At 43.4% G+C, this 16085-nt stretch carries 15 protein-coding genes; 12 read left to right on the top strand and 3 right to left on the bottom strand.

All coding sequences use genetic code 11. The annotated features are described in order from the left end of the window. The first annotated feature begins 31 nt into the window (after positions 1 to 31). The 6 genes from PBF_RS09950 to PBF_RS09925 all read left to right on the top strand — a co-directional run bounded on the left by PBF_RS09950 (position 32) and on the right by PBF_RS09925 (position 6632). Entirely contained in the window at positions 32 to 553 is a 522-nt protein-coding gene (locus tag PBF_RS09950) for an RNA polymerase sigma factor (protein WP_235192233.1), read from the top strand. Positions 554 to 692: 139 nt separating this feature from the next. Next, positions 693 to 1460, top strand: a complete 768-nt coding sequence (locus PBF_RS09945; RefSeq protein ID WP_035329560.1) for a 3-hydroxyacyl-CoA dehydrogenase — start codon at positions 693 to 695, stop codon at positions 1458 to 1460. A gap of 156 nt (positions 1461 to 1616) precedes the next feature. Next, complete coding sequence (locus PBF_RS09940) at positions 1617 to 2762, top strand: acyl-CoA dehydrogenase family protein (RefSeq protein WP_035329558.1); 1146 nt, start codon at positions 1617 to 1619, stop codon at positions 2760 to 2762. Between the two features lie 12 nt (positions 2763 to 2774). Next, a complete protein-coding gene (locus PBF_RS09935) occupies positions 2775 to 3926 on the top strand; it encodes a thiolase family protein (protein WP_035329557.1) in 1152 nt (383 codons plus the stop codon). Positions 3927 to 3945: 19 nt separating this feature from the next. Next, a complete protein-coding gene (locus tag PBF_RS09930) occupies positions 3946 to 5514 on the top strand; it encodes a fatty acid--CoA ligase (protein ID WP_035329556.1) in 1569 nt (522 codons plus the stop codon). Positions 5515 to 5534: 20 nt separating this feature from the next. Beyond that, positions 5535 to 6632 (top strand): CaiB/BaiF CoA transferase family protein, encoded by a 1098-nt coding sequence (locus tag PBF_RS09925; RefSeq protein WP_035329555.1) that lies wholly within the window; start codon positions 5535 to 5537, stop codon positions 6630 to 6632. A gap of 53 nt (positions 6633 to 6685) precedes the next feature. Here the strand turns inward: PBF_RS09925 and PBF_RS09920 are convergent, their stop codons facing one another. After that, positions 6686 to 7177 (bottom strand): hypothetical protein, encoded by a 492-nt coding sequence (locus tag PBF_RS09920; RefSeq protein ID WP_051488854.1) that lies wholly within the window; start codon positions 7175 to 7177, stop codon positions 6686 to 6688. Between the two features lie 185 nt (positions 7178 to 7362). Between PBF_RS09920 and pssA the strand changes: the two genes are divergently transcribed. Continuing rightward, entirely contained in the window at positions 7363 to 8058 is a 696-nt protein-coding gene (pssA, locus tag PBF_RS09915) for a CDP-diacylglycerol--serine O-phosphatidyltransferase (protein WP_035329554.1), read from the top strand. Positions 8059 to 8085: 27 nt separating this feature from the next. Here pssA and PBF_RS09910 read toward each other — a convergent pair whose 3' ends face one another. Both PBF_RS09910 and PBF_RS09905 read right to left on the bottom strand, forming a co-directional pair. Then, the gene (locus tag PBF_RS09910) at positions 8086 to 8460 is read right to left on the bottom strand and encodes a nucleotide excision repair endonuclease (protein WP_035329553.1); all 375 of its coding nucleotides are present in this window, start codon (positions 8458 to 8460) and stop codon (positions 8086 to 8088) included. A 77-nt stretch (positions 8461 to 8537) separates the two neighbouring features. Next, complete coding sequence (locus PBF_RS09905) at positions 8538 to 9866, bottom strand: FAD-dependent oxidoreductase (protein WP_035329552.1); 1329 nt, start codon at positions 9864 to 9866, stop codon at positions 8538 to 8540. Between the two features lie 253 nt (positions 9867 to 10119). Between PBF_RS09905 and adhP the strand changes: the two genes are divergently transcribed. The 5 genes from adhP (at position 10120) to PBF_RS09880 (ending at position 16085) form a co-directional block, all read left to right on the top strand. Next, entirely contained in the window at positions 10120 to 11136 is a 1017-nt protein-coding gene (gene adhP, locus PBF_RS09900) for an alcohol dehydrogenase AdhP (protein WP_035329664.1), read from the top strand. Positions 11137 to 11404: 268 nt separating this feature from the next. Beyond that, a complete protein-coding gene (locus tag PBF_RS09895) occupies positions 11405 to 12175 on the top strand; it encodes an ABC transporter ATP-binding protein (protein WP_035329551.1) in 771 nt (256 codons plus the stop codon). 53 nt (positions 12176 to 12228) lie between these two features. Continuing rightward, complete coding sequence (locus PBF_RS09890; RefSeq protein ID WP_035329550.1) at positions 12229 to 14136, top strand: AMP-binding protein; 1908 nt, start codon at positions 12229 to 12231, stop codon at positions 14134 to 14136. After that, the gene (locus PBF_RS09885; RefSeq protein ID WP_035329549.1) at positions 14136 to 15020 is read left to right on the top strand and encodes a branched-chain amino acid ABC transporter permease; all 885 of its coding nucleotides are present in this window, start codon (positions 14136 to 14138) and stop codon (positions 15018 to 15020) included. Before PBF_RS09890 ends, PBF_RS09885 begins: the two co-directional genes overlap by 1 nt. A 3-nt stretch (positions 15021 to 15023) precedes the next feature. Continuing rightward, a complete protein-coding gene (locus tag PBF_RS09880; RefSeq protein ID WP_035329547.1) occupies positions 15024 to 16085 on the top strand; it encodes a branched-chain amino acid ABC transporter permease in 1062 nt (353 codons plus the stop codon).

Raw genomic sequence — 16085 nt, 5'->3', positions numbered from 1 at the left:
CAGGGGAAATTTACAGGAGAGGGGGATTACAGTGATAAAACCTTCAATGGATATGAGGGAAATCTGCAGACTCTACAATAAGCGGCTTTATCATATTGCTTATAGCATTACCCGGGATCATTATCTTGCACAGGATGTTGTACAGGAAACACTGATCAAGGCGTATAAAAAAATGGACAGCATAGAAAATCAGGATAAGCTGGGATCATGGTTATCATCAATTGCCACCAGAACTGCAATAGATTTTGTGCGAAAAGAAAGAAGGACTAATGAGAGGATACAGGATTCCATTGATTTTGAGAACTGCATGGAAAGCAGGTACAGCGATACCGGGCAGGAAGCAGAGATCAATATGCTTCAGGAGCAGATATACGCTTATGTGGATACCCTTTCCCAAGAACAGAAAAGGGTTTTCCTTCTTAAAACAAAGCATGGCCTGAAGGAAAGAGAAATTGCGGAGATTCTCCATCTCAACCAAAACACTGTCAAAACAAAATTATATCGGGTCAGGCAGCATCTGAGAGAAATTCTTGCTGATCGAAATTTGGCATAGAAAGACAGCTTCTGAAAAGGAGCTGTTTTTTTTGTGCAATTACAAGGAATTGATAAATAATCAGCCAGCTAGCAGGAAAACCACCATTCTAAATGGAAATGACTTTATAGAATACCAGATTAATAAAAGGAGGTCTATTATGGAAGTGAAAGAATGCAAAGCCATAATCACGGGCGGTGCCTCGGGGCTTGGAGAGGCGACAGTGAGAAAAATAGCCGGATATGGCGGAAAAGTCCTCATTGCCGATTTGGCGGAAGACCGAGCCGCTCATCTTATCACGGAACTGGGAGAAAATGTTCTTTTTTTGAAAACGGATGTAACAAAAGAAGAAGACGTACAGAAGGCAGTGGCATTTGCTTCTGAACAATTTGGCAGCATCAATACTGCAGTTAACTGCGCCGGCATCGGAATTGCCGCAAAGCTGCTGGGCCGAAAAGGCGTCCATTCTCTGGACATGTTCCAAAAGGTCATAATCATAAATCTGGTCGGGACTTTTAATGTCATTCGTCTGGCTGCTGAACAAATGGCAAAGAATGATCCGAATGATCAAGGTGAAAGAGGTGTGATTATTAATACGGCTTCAGTCGCAGCTTTTGAAGGACAAATTGGCCAGGCAGCATATAGTGCATCCAAAGGCGGAGTGGTTGGCATGACCCTGCCGATCGCCAGAGAGCTGGCGGGTTATGGGATTCGTGTGATGACAATTGCCCCCGGGCTGTTTAACACTCCAATGTTTGAATCACTGCCTCAGGATGCAAGGGATTCATTGGGAAAAATGGTGCCTTTTCCTTCAAGACTGGGATATCCAGAGGAGTATGCCAGGCTGGCTGAAAGTATTTTAGTAAATCCGATGCTAAATGGAGAAACAATCAGGCTGGATGGAGGCATCCGCATGCAGCCGAAATAGCTAATTGGACCTTAAAAGAAAGGTTTTTTAAGAAAATGAATTTTAAATGTTCAAAAAATATAGATAATTATTATACAATATAATTGTAAGCCTTTACATAGGCGGTGGTTATTACTTTGTGTTATGAAAAAAAATTTAGTTTCGGAGGTTCATAATATGTCAGCGTCATATCTGCAGGAAGAGCATGAAATTTTTAGAGAATCTCTGCGTAAGTTCATAGAGAAAGAAGCCTATCCGAACTATGAAAAATGGGAAGAGGATAGAATCATTCCCCGTGAATTTTGGCGCAAGATGGGGGAGCATGGTTTTTTATGCCCTGATATAGACGAAAAATATGGCGGAAGTAATGTGGATTGGGGCTTCTCAGTCATAATTAATGAAGAACTTGAACGGGTTGGGTCCGGCATGGTGGGAATTGGGCTCCACAATGATATCGTCGTCCCATACATTACTGCTTATGGAACCGATGAACAAAAGGAAAAGTGGCTGCCAAAGTGTGCAGCGGGTGAAATCATTACGGCGATAGCCATGACTGAACCTGGAGCCGGATCTGACTTAGCAGGCATCAGAACGACAGCAAGGCTTGATGGGGGCCATTACATAGTGAATGGAGAAAAGACCTTTATTACCAACGGAATTCATTCCGATTTAATCATCATAGCCTGTAAAACAGATCCCCATGCCGTCCCAGGGCATAAAGGCGTAAGCCTGCTTGCGGTCGAGAGGGGAACAGAGGGGTTTTCAAGAGGGAGGAAATTAAACAAGGTCGGTCTTCATTGTCAGGATACGGCAGAGTTAATTTTTGAAGATTGCAGAATTCCGAAAGAAAACCTGATCGGCGAAGAAGGAAAAGGTTTTCTATATTTAATGGAAAAGCTGCAGCAGGAAAGGCTTGTCGTGGCAATTGCTGCCCAGGTGGCTGCAGAGGAAATGCTTAATTTAACAATAAATTATGTAAAGAATCGCGAGGCATTCGGAAAACCGGTCAGCCAGTTTCAGAACACTCAATTTAAAATAGCAGAAATGGCAACAGATATTGAGATGGGAAGGGTGTTCCTTGATCAATTGATCACAGAGCATATGGCAGGAATAGATGTGGTTACAAAGGTCTCCATGGCGAAATGGAAGCTGACAGAAAATGCCCGTAAGATTGCAGCTGAATGCATGCAGCTTCATGGCGGGTATGGCTATATGGAAGAATACGAGATTGCAAGGAGATACAGGGATATACCAGTTGCCAGCATTTATGCAGGTACAAATGAAATCATGAAAACCATTATTGCGAAGAACATTGGTTTATAAGGAGGAGAAAGCATGCGTGAGGCTGTCATTGTCGAAGGGGTCAGAACACCAGTAGGAAGAAAAAACGGCTTACTAAAGGACATCAGGGCGGATGATTTGGCTGCAGAAGCGTTAAAGGCACTTGTGAAACGAGCAGGACTGAATCCTGAAATGATTGATGATGTCATTCTTGGCTGTGTCTCGCAAATAGGAGAACAAACAGGGGATATTGCAAGGGTCGCTGCATTGATAGCAGGGTTTCCTATTGAAGTACCGGGAACAACCATTGATCGCCAATGCGGGTCCAGCCAGCAGGCAGTCCATTTTGCAGCTCAGGCGATTCTAGCCGGAGATATGGAGATTGTGATCGCAGGCGGAGTCGAAAGCATGTCCCGTGTCCCTATCGGATCAAGCTATCAGGGGGCTGGGTTCAGTGAAAAACTGACAGACAGACATGAAATCATCCACCAGGGCTTGTCAGCTGAACGCATTGCTGAAAAATATGGCTTTACAAGAGAAGAACTGGACCGCTATTCATTTGAGAGCCATCAGAAGGCTTTAAATGCCCAGGCTGAAGGCCGATTTGAGAGAGAGATTGAACCATTGGATGTGACAATGTCTGATGGACAGCTTTTGACGGTAACAGAAGACGCTGGACCGAGAAAGGAAACCTCTCTGGAAGCATTGGCAAGCTTAAAAACTGTTTTTAAAGAGAATGGATTGATTCATGCAGGAAATTCCAGTCAAATTAGTGATGGAGCAGCAGCACTGCTAATTATGTCACGTGAAAAGGCAGAGGAGCTTGGATTGAAACCGAGGTTCAGAATACTGGCGCGTACAGTAGTGGGCTCGGATCCTGCTTTAATGCTCACTGGACCGATACCGGCAACAGAGAAAGTGTTAAAGAAAGCTGGATTGGCTATTGAGGACATCGATGTGTTCGAAGTGAACGAAGCATTCGCTCCTGTACCGCTTGCCTGGCTGAAAGAAACAGGAGCAGATCCGGCAAAGCTTAATCCAAATGGGGGTGCCATTGCACTCGGCCATCCTTTAGGCGGAAGCGGCGCACGGCTGATGGTCACCATGATGCATGAACTCGAAAGAACAGGGGGGCGCTATGGACTGCAGACCATGTGTGAAGGTCTTGGAATGGCGAATGCGACTATTATTGAACGATTAGATTGAAAAATGGGGAGGAATGAAAATGACTACTACTATCGGAAGAATTTTTGATCTCACGGCCGGAAAGTTTCCGGATAAGGTAGCTCTGTATGATGTCAGAAAAAATCTGCGTTTTACCTATAAAGAATGGAGTTTTGAGATCAATAAATTGGCCAATGCGTTAATAAATGCAGGCGTCAGGAAGGGTGACAGGGTTTCAACCTGCCTTTTTAACACCGAGGAACTTGCTACAGCATTCTTTGCCTGTGCAAAAATCGGCGCCGTATTTAATCCGATCAACTTTAGGCTGATGTCAGAAGAAATTGCTTATATTCTGCGGGATGCAGAGCCAAAAGTAGTGTTATTTGAACAAATGCTGGAATCCGGCATTACCCCCATTGCTAAGCGTTTTCCGCATACAGAATTCTGGTACATTGATGACAATGCACCTCCATTCGCTTCATCCTACCGGGAAAAGGTGGATTCAGCATCACATGATGAAATAGACATTGAGATACATGAAAATGATCTGTACGCAATCATGTACACTAGCTGCACCACGGGAAGGCCAAAAGGTGTAGTCCACAGACACAGGGATATGGCTGAACAAAGTCTGATTGTTATTGGAGCGACAAAGCTTGAAAGCAGTGACAACGGACTCGTGACTGCACCTATGTTCCACTGTGCAGAGCTTCACTGTGCCTTTTTGCCAAGAGTGCATGTGGGTGCTGCCAATACAATCCTCCATCACTTTGATGCAAAGGAAGTATTGCGGTTAATCTCAGAAGAGAAAATCACAAAATTTTTTGCAGCTCCTACTATGTGGAATATGCTGCTGCAGGAAAACTTAAGCCATTATAGTCTGGAAAGCCTGAAGCTGGGACTGTATGGAGCGGCACCGATGGCTCCTGCTCTTGTTTATGCATGCCGTGAAAAATTAGGCATCTCCCTGGTACAGGCATATGGAATGACCGAGATGGGGCCGGCGATTACGTTTTTATCGGAAGACGATCAAATCCGGAAAGCAGGATCTGCAGGACAGGCCTGTTTAAACCATGAGATCAGGATTGTAAGGCCGAATGAGAATGGTCCATCAGATCCAGATGATGTGATGCCCCGGGGAGAAACGGGTGAAATCATCGTAAAAGGTCCGTGCATGATGAGTGGTTATTTTAATCGGGATGAGGCAACCGATCATGCCATGCATGGAGGCTGGTACCACTCCGGGGACATCGGATATCTGGATGATGAAGGCTATTTGTATGTCAAAGACAGAGTCGATGATATGATCATTAGCGGCGGAGAAAATATTTATCCCCGTGAAGTGGAAGATCTTTTATATACACATAATGGCGTACTGGATGTGGCAGTGATCGGCCAGCCTGATGACCGCTGGGGTGAAACCGTCACAGCTTTCGTTGTCAAAAAAGATCCGTCACTATCTGAAGAAGAACTCGATGAATTGTGCAGGAATAGTGATGAACTCGCCAATTATAAGCGGCCGAGAAAATATGTATTCTGTGAAGCTCTGCCAAGAAATGCGAGCGGCAAGATTCAAAAGTTCATGCTCAGAAAGCAGCTGGAGGATCTGTTCGCTGATGGGAAAATATAGCCGGAAGAAGGGAATGCAAGATGTTAAAAGGCATAAGAGTAATTGATTTTTCCAACTATCTCCCTGGTCCGTTTGCTTCCCAGAGGCTTGCAGAGCTTGGAGCAGAAGTGATAAAAGTGGAACCGGAATCCGGTGATCCCGGAAGGCATCTTGATATCAAAATAGAGGGTACAGGGGCAGTGTTTGCCGCCAATAACCGCGGGAAAAAAAGCATTACACTTAACCTGAAGAGCGAAGAAGGAAGAAATACTGCCCTCATGCTGATATCAGAAAGTGATGCGGTGCTTGAAAGTTTTCGGCCGGGTGTGATGAAAAAGCTGGGCCTGGATTATGAGGCTGTGAAAAAGCACAAACCAAATATCGTTTATTGCTCTCTTACAGGCTACGGTGAGAATGAAGGCTATCAATATTTAGGAAGCCATGATCTGAATTATATGGCCGTAAGCGGCGTCCTTGCCCAGCTGAAGGACCGCAGCGGCCGTCCTGTTCACCCATCCAACACAATAGCGGACTTCATGGGAGGAATGGCAGCCAGTGAAAGAATACTGGCTGCCCTGCTTTCCAGCAAAATGTCCGGCCAAGGCGGGCATCACTGCATTTCCATTGCGGAAGTGATGGCTTCCACCATGGGGAACCATTTACTGATTGAGAATAAGACAGGATATCCTAAAGGACTTTCGGTATTGAACGGTGAAGTCGTTGCCTATTCTATTTACGAAACAAAGGATAGCCGGTTTGCTGCACTTGCTGCTCTCGAGCCGAAGTTCTGGATAAACTTCTGTAAGAGTGCGGGAAGAGAGGATTGGATTGATTATCATCTTTCCACTGCCTCTGCTGATAATCCTGTCTTTTTGGAGATAACCGAATTCTTTAAAAGCAGGTCATTAAAAGAGTGGACTGAATTTGGCCAAAGAGCAGATTGCTGTCTGACTCCTGTATTGGAGACCTGCGAATTGCAAGACTTTCCGCTATTTAATGGGATTTTAAATACTACCCAAAATTACCCTTTGGTAAAAATGCATGGCGGAATAGAATCAGCAATGGGGGGGCCTCCAAAATTAGGAGAACACAATGAGGAATTTCTAAGCAATATTGCAAAGAGAAATATTAAAATATGACCGTATGATTAATGAATCCCTAATCATGAGGATGATTAGGGACTCTTCATTTTTTATGCCTCAAAAATGGCGACACTGGCGAAATCCAGGCGAGTCACTCTTCCTTGAGGGAAAGGCGAAGGGCCGGATAGTACAAGACGGATCTTATCTCCCTTCTCCAGCTCCTCCAGCAATAAAGTGGATGTTGCATAGTCAACGTCAAAATTATTGTTATTAAAAGAGGTTTGGGAGTTGATGAGAGTTCCGCCATTCCGCTGAAGCTCAAATTTCAACGGCAAATTCGCCTGTCCTGCAGCAGCAAATACTTGTACGCTGAACTGAAGAAAATAAAAGCCTTTTTCCTTAACTGTAATCGTATTGTTCACCGGGTCAAAGTGAAAATGGGATTTCCCTTTAGCGCTGTTTAGATTGACTGTGGATGGAATGGATGTGTTCTGGTCAAAAAATTGGGGAATGAAGTCATTGGTGACATAAATCTTACCCGGAGCTTTTGAATATTCTTCTTTACCCGAGCAGTAGTGGTCATGGGAATAAAAAGATAACAAATGAATCACCTCCTACTATATTTAATGATGAGTTTTAAAATTGGTATAGGACAAGTACCTAACACAATGGATTTTTGCCTTGGAATTTTCGAAAGGGAGGGATGCAGTTGAGATTAAATGGTATAATGAAAGGGAATATATATTTAAATAATCCTTTTTTAATTTTTGGAGTGTGATGGTCACTAGTGCGTTTTATTAAAACAATCCCCAATATGGTCACTTTGGGTAATTTATATTGCGGATTTCTTTCAATCGGCATGGCTGCCAATGGAGAATTTAAGAATGCAGCCATTTTAATTTTAATAGGCATGATGCTTGACAGTATGGACGGCAGGCTGGCCAGAATGCTGAAAGCCGATAGTACACTTGGAAAAGAACTTGATTCTCTGGCAGATATTGTTACATTTGGTGTAGCACCATCGTTTTTGGTCTTTTATACATACTTTTTTCAATTTGGAATCCTTGGATTAGCTGTTTCAGGTCTTTTTCCTTTATTTGGGGCATATCGGCTTGCCCGATTTAATATAAGTCCTCCAAAATCCTCTTTAAACTATTTTATTGGAGTTCCGATAACAGCAGCGGGCGGGATCATGGCCATACTAACCCTTTTTGGTGACCATATTCCCAATATCATTACAACAGTTGTGTTCACTGCACTCTGCTTTCTTATGGTAAGCAGAATCCGGATTCCCAGCTTTAAAGAAGTTCCCCTGCCGAAATACGGAACGATTGTTACCATTTTTCTAGGAAGTGTCCTATACGTCATTTACAAGGGCTCCTACGGGCCGTTTCCCGATTTGATTTATATTGCAATACCGCTTTACATTGCGTATTTGACATACCGATTCATAAAAGGCAAAAACAAAAAAGAAATTGATTAAATAAAAAAAGGCCGCGATGGCCTTTTTTTATTTGTAAAATACTTTCTCGATATTATATTTTGCCTGAAGGGCATTGATGATATAAGTCTCATAAATTTCGCGCTCCATGCTGTCTTCCACGTATATGACCGCAATTTTATGGACATCATCACGATGATTTTTTATAGGAGAAACATTGTCTTCAAAATGCTTTTTAACCCGCTGTCTTAATTTTCGGGCCTTTCCTACAAAGAGCAGATCTTCTTTCGCATCAAAGAACAGAATCATGCCGCCCTTGTCTCTTGGAATCTTATGGTAATCTGTGAAACCATAGACACTGCTAAGGTTACTTTCTGCTGCCTGTCCTGTTTGCCTGCTTCTTGTAATGACGAGATTAGGCTCTGGTATTTCAATTTTTATCAATATCATCACTTCCTATTCTAAAGATTAAGAGTAACATATACCTGCAAAGTAATCCACATTCATCGAGGGAAATTTATTTATTTCTTTCGTCCTCGAAATATATTCCATACTGCTCTCGGGGTGAACAATACTGCCGGATGTGCCTGCAGATGGAGCACTTTCATAAAGCAGTCATATGTATAGGGATCAAAGGAACAGGCATTGACCACTTTTTTGACATACCATTGAAGTAGGGGCAGTCCCCAAGGCTTAGCTCCAGCTGTATGGGAGAATCTGAAATCCTCAGTTAAAGCAATTAACCAGGGGATATCCACAATTTTGCTGATTTTTCTATGGAAATTATATGGATCCGCTTCTCCTGCACTTATAAGGATTTCCTGCAATGCCTTTGCTTCCTTTGCAGCAATGCTCATCCCCTGCGCAAATACCGGATCCATCCGGCAAAAAGCATCACCCATGACAAGCAGTCCTTTAGGAAAGGTCTTCATTTTTTCAAAATGATATCGCCTCATCGAAGGAAAGCGGTAAACCTTTATATCTGAAACAGGTTCTCCATTTTTTATACAATCATAAATATGCGGCTTTTCCAGGCTTTTCGCTGTCTCGAGAAATTCATTGTTATCCGCTGGCGGATTATTGGCACCATATCCAAAGAGGGTAATCATCAAATCATTGTTCTCGGTTGGAGAGGCGGCTCCTCCAAAGGATTGACGCGGGGGATTCGGATAAACCAATAAACTTTTCCATTCAGGATCTGCCCGGAGCCTTCTGTAAATACGGTTTGCATAGTATAAGTTGATAGATATCTCTGTTTTCTTTGGCTGGGCCATTCCGAGCTTTTCCAGGCACCGAAATGCAAGGCTGTTCGCACCGGATGCATCAACAGTTAAATCTGCAGGGTATATAGCATTGCCTTCTGCGTTTTCCGCTTCAACACCCGTAATTCTAGAATCATTTAAGGTAAAACCTATTACCTTTGTGTTATATAAAGTATGTATATTTTCTATCTGATCTATTCTTTTGCACAGATGATATTCAAGAAATGGACGGCTTTGCTGAATAATAGAGCAGCCTGAGTTATATCGGATTTTCCAGCTTCCATGGTGGTGCCAGGCTATGTCATTGGCAAAATCGGCAGGAACCGAACCTCCTTTTATCATTTCAGCTCTCAGACCCGGGAAAAGGTCCTCAAGTATTTTCTCTCCGCTCTTCAGAAGAACATGACCCTGAGCGGCTTGTGGTACTCCTTTTCGCGGACTGCCCTTCGGCTGTTCTCCATCCTTTTCGATTATCATGACCTTTTCGAAGGAATCTGAAAGCACTCTCGCCGCAAGCATGCCGGCAATGCTCCCTCCGATCACAATGGCCGTTTTCCTTTTACTGAGTTCTCTTTGATTTCCAATCATTCAAAAATCCTCCATATGCATCACTACTTTTATAATAGTACCTCCTGACTAATAAAGATATCGTTAATAGGAAATAGCAAGTCATAAATTGGTTTGTTTGCAAAGCTGTAAAAAAGTATCGTCACATTTGTGAAAATACTCACAAGATAATTGGCGGAATAAATGTTTTGTTAGACAATGACGATGTGATTGATATTCCTAAATAACAATTGAGGTGACGGACATGTGTGAACAATGCAGCAGTGAAAACATGATGAAAGCAGCAGTTGTGCATAATTTTAAGGAAAGCCTGGAAATTGAAAAAGTCAAAGTACCATCCGTTGGAAAAAATGATGTCTTAGTAAAAATCAAAGCCTGTGGGGTATGCCATACTGATTTACACGCTGCACATGGTGACTGGCCTGTTAAACCGGCACTTCCTCTTATACCGGGTCATGAAGGGGTAGGCGAAGTTGTAGAAGCGGGAGAAGGCATTGCACATTTGAAGGCAGGAGACCGAGTCGGAGTGCCGTGGTTATATTCAGCCTGCGGACATTGTGAATACTGCTTAACCGGGCGTGAAACACTTTGCCATAATCAGCTGAACGCGGGATATTCTATTAATGGCGGATACGCAGAATATTGTCTTGCTGATGCCCGATATGTGGTGAAGGTTCCTGATTCTCTTGACTATGTTGAGGCAGCACCGATTTTTTGTGCTGGTGTAACGACATATAAAGCGCTCAAGGTAGGGGAAGCAAAGCCGGGTGAATGGGTCGCTGTTTATGGTATTGGAGGCCTTGGGCATGTGGCAGTCCAATATGCAAAAGCCATGGGATTAAAGGTCGTGGCAGTCGATACATTTAACGAAAAGCTGGAGCTGGCAAAAGATTTGGGTGCAGATTTAACTGTTAATCCTAAAGTTGAGGATTCTGCTGTCTTCATACAGCGCGAAATTGGCGGGGTTCAGGCATCCATATGCACGGCAGTGTCTAAACATGCTTTCAATGAAGCATATCGTGCTGTCAAACGCGGAGGAAAATGCGTAGCCGTAGGATTGCCGCCGGAAGTTATGGAAGTTCCAATTTTTGATACAGTTCTGAACGGTGTCAGCATTGTCGGTTCTATTGTAGGAACAAGAAAGGATCTGCAGGAAGCCCTCCAATTTGCAGCAGACGGAAAAGTAAAAACAATCGTGGAAACGGCATCCCTTGAAGAAATTAATAGAGTCTTTGAGGATCTTGAAAAAGGGAAAATAAATGGGCGTATCGTTATAAAATTTGAAGATTAATAGGATGGCTTCAAAGCTGGGCACATTTGTGTCCGGCTTTTATTAATAAACTGACCCAGCTATTATATCACCATTTTCATAGTGAAAAATACTTGTACATAAGGAATTTGTCATATCAATATTTCCATTCACATAAAAATGAAAAATAGCTCAAGAGAGAAAAATATTTAAAATATTAAAAGGAGAAAACAACCGCGTAAAGAATATTTAAACTATTCATAATTTTATGAAAAATATTTCACCAATCGAAATAAAGGGGGTTAAAAGATTGGGAATTTTGGAGATTAAGGATGCAACTTTAAGGTTTGGAGGTGTAATAGCTCTAGACCATGTCTCCTATGAAGTGCAGGAGGGAGAGATTTTTTCGCTGATTGGTCCAAATGGTGCAGGTAAAACTAGTATGCTGAATTGCATAAGCGGGCTGTACAAACCATCATCTGGATCGATTTATTTTAAGGGTGAAGATATAACCCGATGTAAACCTCACAAAAGAGCCAGTATGGGCATTGCACGTGCTTTTCAGAATATCGAACTTTTCCCGCACTTATCTGTTTTGGACAATCTGATGCTTGGCAGGCATGTGAGAATGAAAACCGGGCTGCTTGCAGGAGGGCTATATTGGGGGAAGGCGCAGAGAGAGGAAATCGAACATCGGAAAAAAGTTGAGCAGGTGATCGACTTTCTTGAAATCGAGGATATCCGTAATACCCCCGTGGGAACTCTTTCATATGGACTGCAGAAAAGGGTCGAAACCGGCAGGGCTCTGGCACTGGAACCTGAAATTCTCCTTCTGGATGAGCCGATGGCAGGAATGAACAGTGAGGAAAAAGAGGACATGGCCAGATACATTATCGATATTCACGAAGAAATGAATACAACCATTATATTAATTGAACACGATATGGGGGTTGTAATGGACTTATCCGATCACATTGCAGTTCTTGATTTCGGGAAGCTGATTGGCTATGGGACACCGGGAGAGATTCAGAATAATCCTAAAGTCATAGAAGCCTACCTGGGAGAAGAGAATGCCGTTTGAAAGATAGACCGGCTAAAGTGATTTTTAGATATTTAGGAGGGGGGAGCGATTCTATGAGCAAGACGTTTCCGCAGCTGCTAATTGAAAGGGCTTACAGAAATGGGTCGCAAGTTGCTTTAAGAGAAAAAGAATTTGGAATTTGGAATGAAATCACGTATGAAGCGTTCTTGGACAAAGTAAAGAACTTCAGCTTGGGTTTGGCATCGCTGGGTCTGAAAAGAGAAGATAAGCTTGCTATTATTGGCGATAACAGGCCCGAATGGGTAATCAGTGAGCTTGCTGCGCAAAGTTTAGGCGGTATTTCAGTAGGGATTTATCAGGAATCCCTGCCTGCTGAACTAAGTTATATTATCGATAATTGTGACGCAACCATAATCGTTGCGGAGGACCAGGAGCAAGTGGATAAACTGCTGGACATTAAAGAATCCATACCTAAAGTCAGAAAGATTATTTATTATGATTCACGTGGCATGAGGGGTTACCGGGAGGATTTTCTGCTGGAATTTAACGAAGTTCTGGAAATGGGACGGAGTTTTCACTCAGGGCAGCCTGGCTTATTTTCAGAGGAAGTTGATCAGGGGTCTGCAGATGACGTGGCGATTTTATCCTATACTTCAGGAACGACAGGCAATCCAAAAGGAACGATGCTTACTTACCGAAATCTGATCGATATGGCTAAAAATCTGTCAGACATTGATCCGCTGACAGATAAGGACGAATATGTTTCATTCCTTCCGCTTGCCTGGATCGGGGAACAGATGATGACCCTTGCCATGGGCTTATACAATGGGATGACGATAAATTTCCCGGAAGAACCGGCAACCGTTTTGGAAGACCTGCGTGAAATTGGACCTCAGGTTATGTTTTCGCCGCCCAGAATCTATGAAGATATGGTATCGCGTTTTCAGGTCAGAATTCAGGACAGCGGCTGGCTTAAACGAAGGATTTATAACTGGTGCAAGCCGATCGGCGAAAAGGTGGCAAAGGCCCATTTTGAAAATAAACCGGTCAGCACGAGTTCGAAGGCTCTTTATAAAATGGCTGATTATCTGATGTTCAGTGCGATCCGCGATCACTTTGGACTCTTGAAGATCAAGCGAGCCTATACGGGCGGTGCCCCTCTGGGACCTGATGTATTTGAATTTTTTCATAGCATAGGCGTTAATGTAAAAAGCATTTACGGGCAGACAGAGGTAGCCGGCATTTCAATTGTGCACAGGGATGGAGATATTAAGCTTGATAGTGTAGGCATTCCTATACCGGGGACTGAAGTGAAAATTTCTGAAGAAGGGGAAATTCTCATCAAAAGCTCCAGTGTCTGCAAGGGGTATTACAAAAATGAGAAAAGCACAGCTGAAACCATTCAGGATGGGTGGCTGCATACCGGGGATGCAGGGAGGCTGGATGAAGGAGGGCATTTGTATATCATTGACCGGATTAAGGATGTTATTCGCCTTGATACGGGGGAAATGTTCTCTCCGCAGTTTATTGAAAACAAGCTGAAATTCAGCTCGTTCATACAGGAAGCGGTAGCTATCGGGAAGGACCGTCCATATGTGGTTGCCATGATTAATATCGATATGAAAAATGTAGGGCGCTGGGCGGAGAAAAATCAAATTAGCTATACCACTTATACCGATTTATCTTCCAAGCCGCAAGTGCTGGAGCTGATTGAAAAACAGGTGCAGGAAATCAATCAGACTCTGCCTGAAAAGGCCAGGGTGAAAAAATTTGTTCTGCTTTATAAAGAACTTGATGCAGATGATGAAGAGCTTACAAGAACAAAGAAAGTCCGCAGGCAGTTTGTTGCAAAAAAATATCAGGCCTTAATCGATGGACTTTATACAGAGGACAAAAAAATACGTGTCAATGGCACGATCAAGTATCGTGATGGTATGGAACAAACCATCCAGACAACGCTTCAGGTGATTTTTATGGATGAAGGAGAGGGGGCAGCTTAATGACATTTTTCTTGCAAATGCTTGTAACAGGCATCGTGGTAGGAAGCGTTTATGCACTTGTTGCACTGGGTTTTGTGCTTATTTATAAATCCAGTGATGCTATCAACTTTGCGCAGGGTGAGTTCCTTTTAATTGGAACATATGTCTGTTTAACGCTTATCACAGCCTACAACATTCCGTTTATAGCAGCCCTGTTAATTGCACTGATGTTCAGTGCTGTTTTAGGATTTGTCATTGAACGGATCGTTTTAAGGCCATTTATTGGAGAGCCCGTCATATCCATGATTATGGCGACGATCGGATTATCGAGTGTTCTTGCCGGGATTGTCCATATTATTTGGGGCCATGAAACACGTGTATTTCCTAGGATTTTCTCTGAACAGCCTGTTAACCTTGGTGAGATCGTCATTGCACCGGTCTATTTATGGTCACTGTTAATCGTTGTGGTGATGCTTGTCATTTTCACCCTCTTTTTCAAATATTCCAAGCTCGGAATTGCGATGAGAGCAACCGCAGATGATCAGCAGGCGGCAATGTCAATGGGAATAAGCGTAAAAATGATTTTCGCAGTTGCCTGGGCGATTGCAGCCATTGTTTCAGCAGTTGGGGGAATCCTTCTAGGAAACATCAACGGTGTGAATGCATCCCTTTCAGCGATCGGCTTAAAGGTGCTTCCGGTTGCCATTCTTGGAGGACTCGACAGTATCCCAGGGGCCATCATCGGCGGACTGATCATCGGTATTCTTGAGAGCCTGACCGGTGGATATCTGGATCCATTGGTTGGCGGGGGTCTGAAAGAGGTTATGCCGTTTGTCATCCTCGTATTTATCCTGATGTTCAAGCCATATGGCTTGTTCGGAAAAAAAGAAATCGAGAGGGTGTAACCGATGAGAAATCCTTTTGTGATGGATTGTGGAGAGTTCCATGTGAATTATAAACAAGATATGGCGATCTGGAAGATCACCAGAGTAAGGATGCGCGTGTTCATTCTTCTGGCTGTATTTGCAGTCTTCCCAATGTTTGCATCCGATTATATCATTGGACTGGCTACACTTTGCGGAATTGCCGCTATTGGTGCGATCGGTCTGAACATCCTGACAGGCTTTACTGGACAGATTTCCATAGGGGTAGGCGCGTTTCTCGGGGTAGGCGGGTATACATCGGCTATTCTGACAGCAAAGCTGGGATTAAGCTTCTGGATTGCCATGCCGACAGCCGGTATTGTGACGGCGATTGTCGGCGGACTATTCGGACTGCCATCCTTAAGGCTAAAAGGATTATATTTGGCGATTGCCACCCTTGCAGCACAGGTAATCATATTGTTTGTTATTTCCCGCTGGGATGCGCTGACTGGGGGAACAGCCGGAATGGTCCTATCGAGGCCTGAAATTGGCAGTTTTGTCTTTTACAGTGAACGGAGCTATTACTACCTTATGTTTGTTGTGCTGGTTATAACGGCCCTCTTCACCCTGAACATTTTCAGGTCGCGAGTCGGCAGGGCATTCATAGCAGTCCGTGACCGTGATGTGGCAGCAGAGGTTATGGGGATCGATTTGTTTAAATATAAAGTATTGGCATTTATTGTAAGCTCCTTCTTTGTTGGCATTGCCGGTGCTTTACTGGGCCATTATACAATGGTTGTCAGTCCTGAGCTATACAGCATTACAGTGTCGATCGAATACTTAGCGATCATATTGGTTGGTGGCCTGGGAAGCGTATTCGGGTCTATTTACGGAGCTGTATTTATCACATTGCTTCCGGTTGTCCTAAGGTCCGGGGTAGAAATGATGAGCGGAGTTTTTCCTGACTTATCGGCTGTCTTAATCGGGATGAAAGAGGTGGTATTCGGCCTTGTCATTATCTTATTCCTGATCTATGAACCGCAGGGTCTCGCAAAAATATGGAAAAACATCAAAGACTATTTTAAGCTCTGGCCATTTTCCTATTAA

It is taken from the genome of Cytobacillus firmus DS1 (genome assembly GCF_000565285.1).
Lineage (GTDB): Bacteria > Bacillota > Bacilli > Bacillales > Cytobacillaceae > Cytobacillus > Cytobacillus firmus_A.
This window is presented reverse-complemented; position numbering and strand designations above follow the sequence as displayed.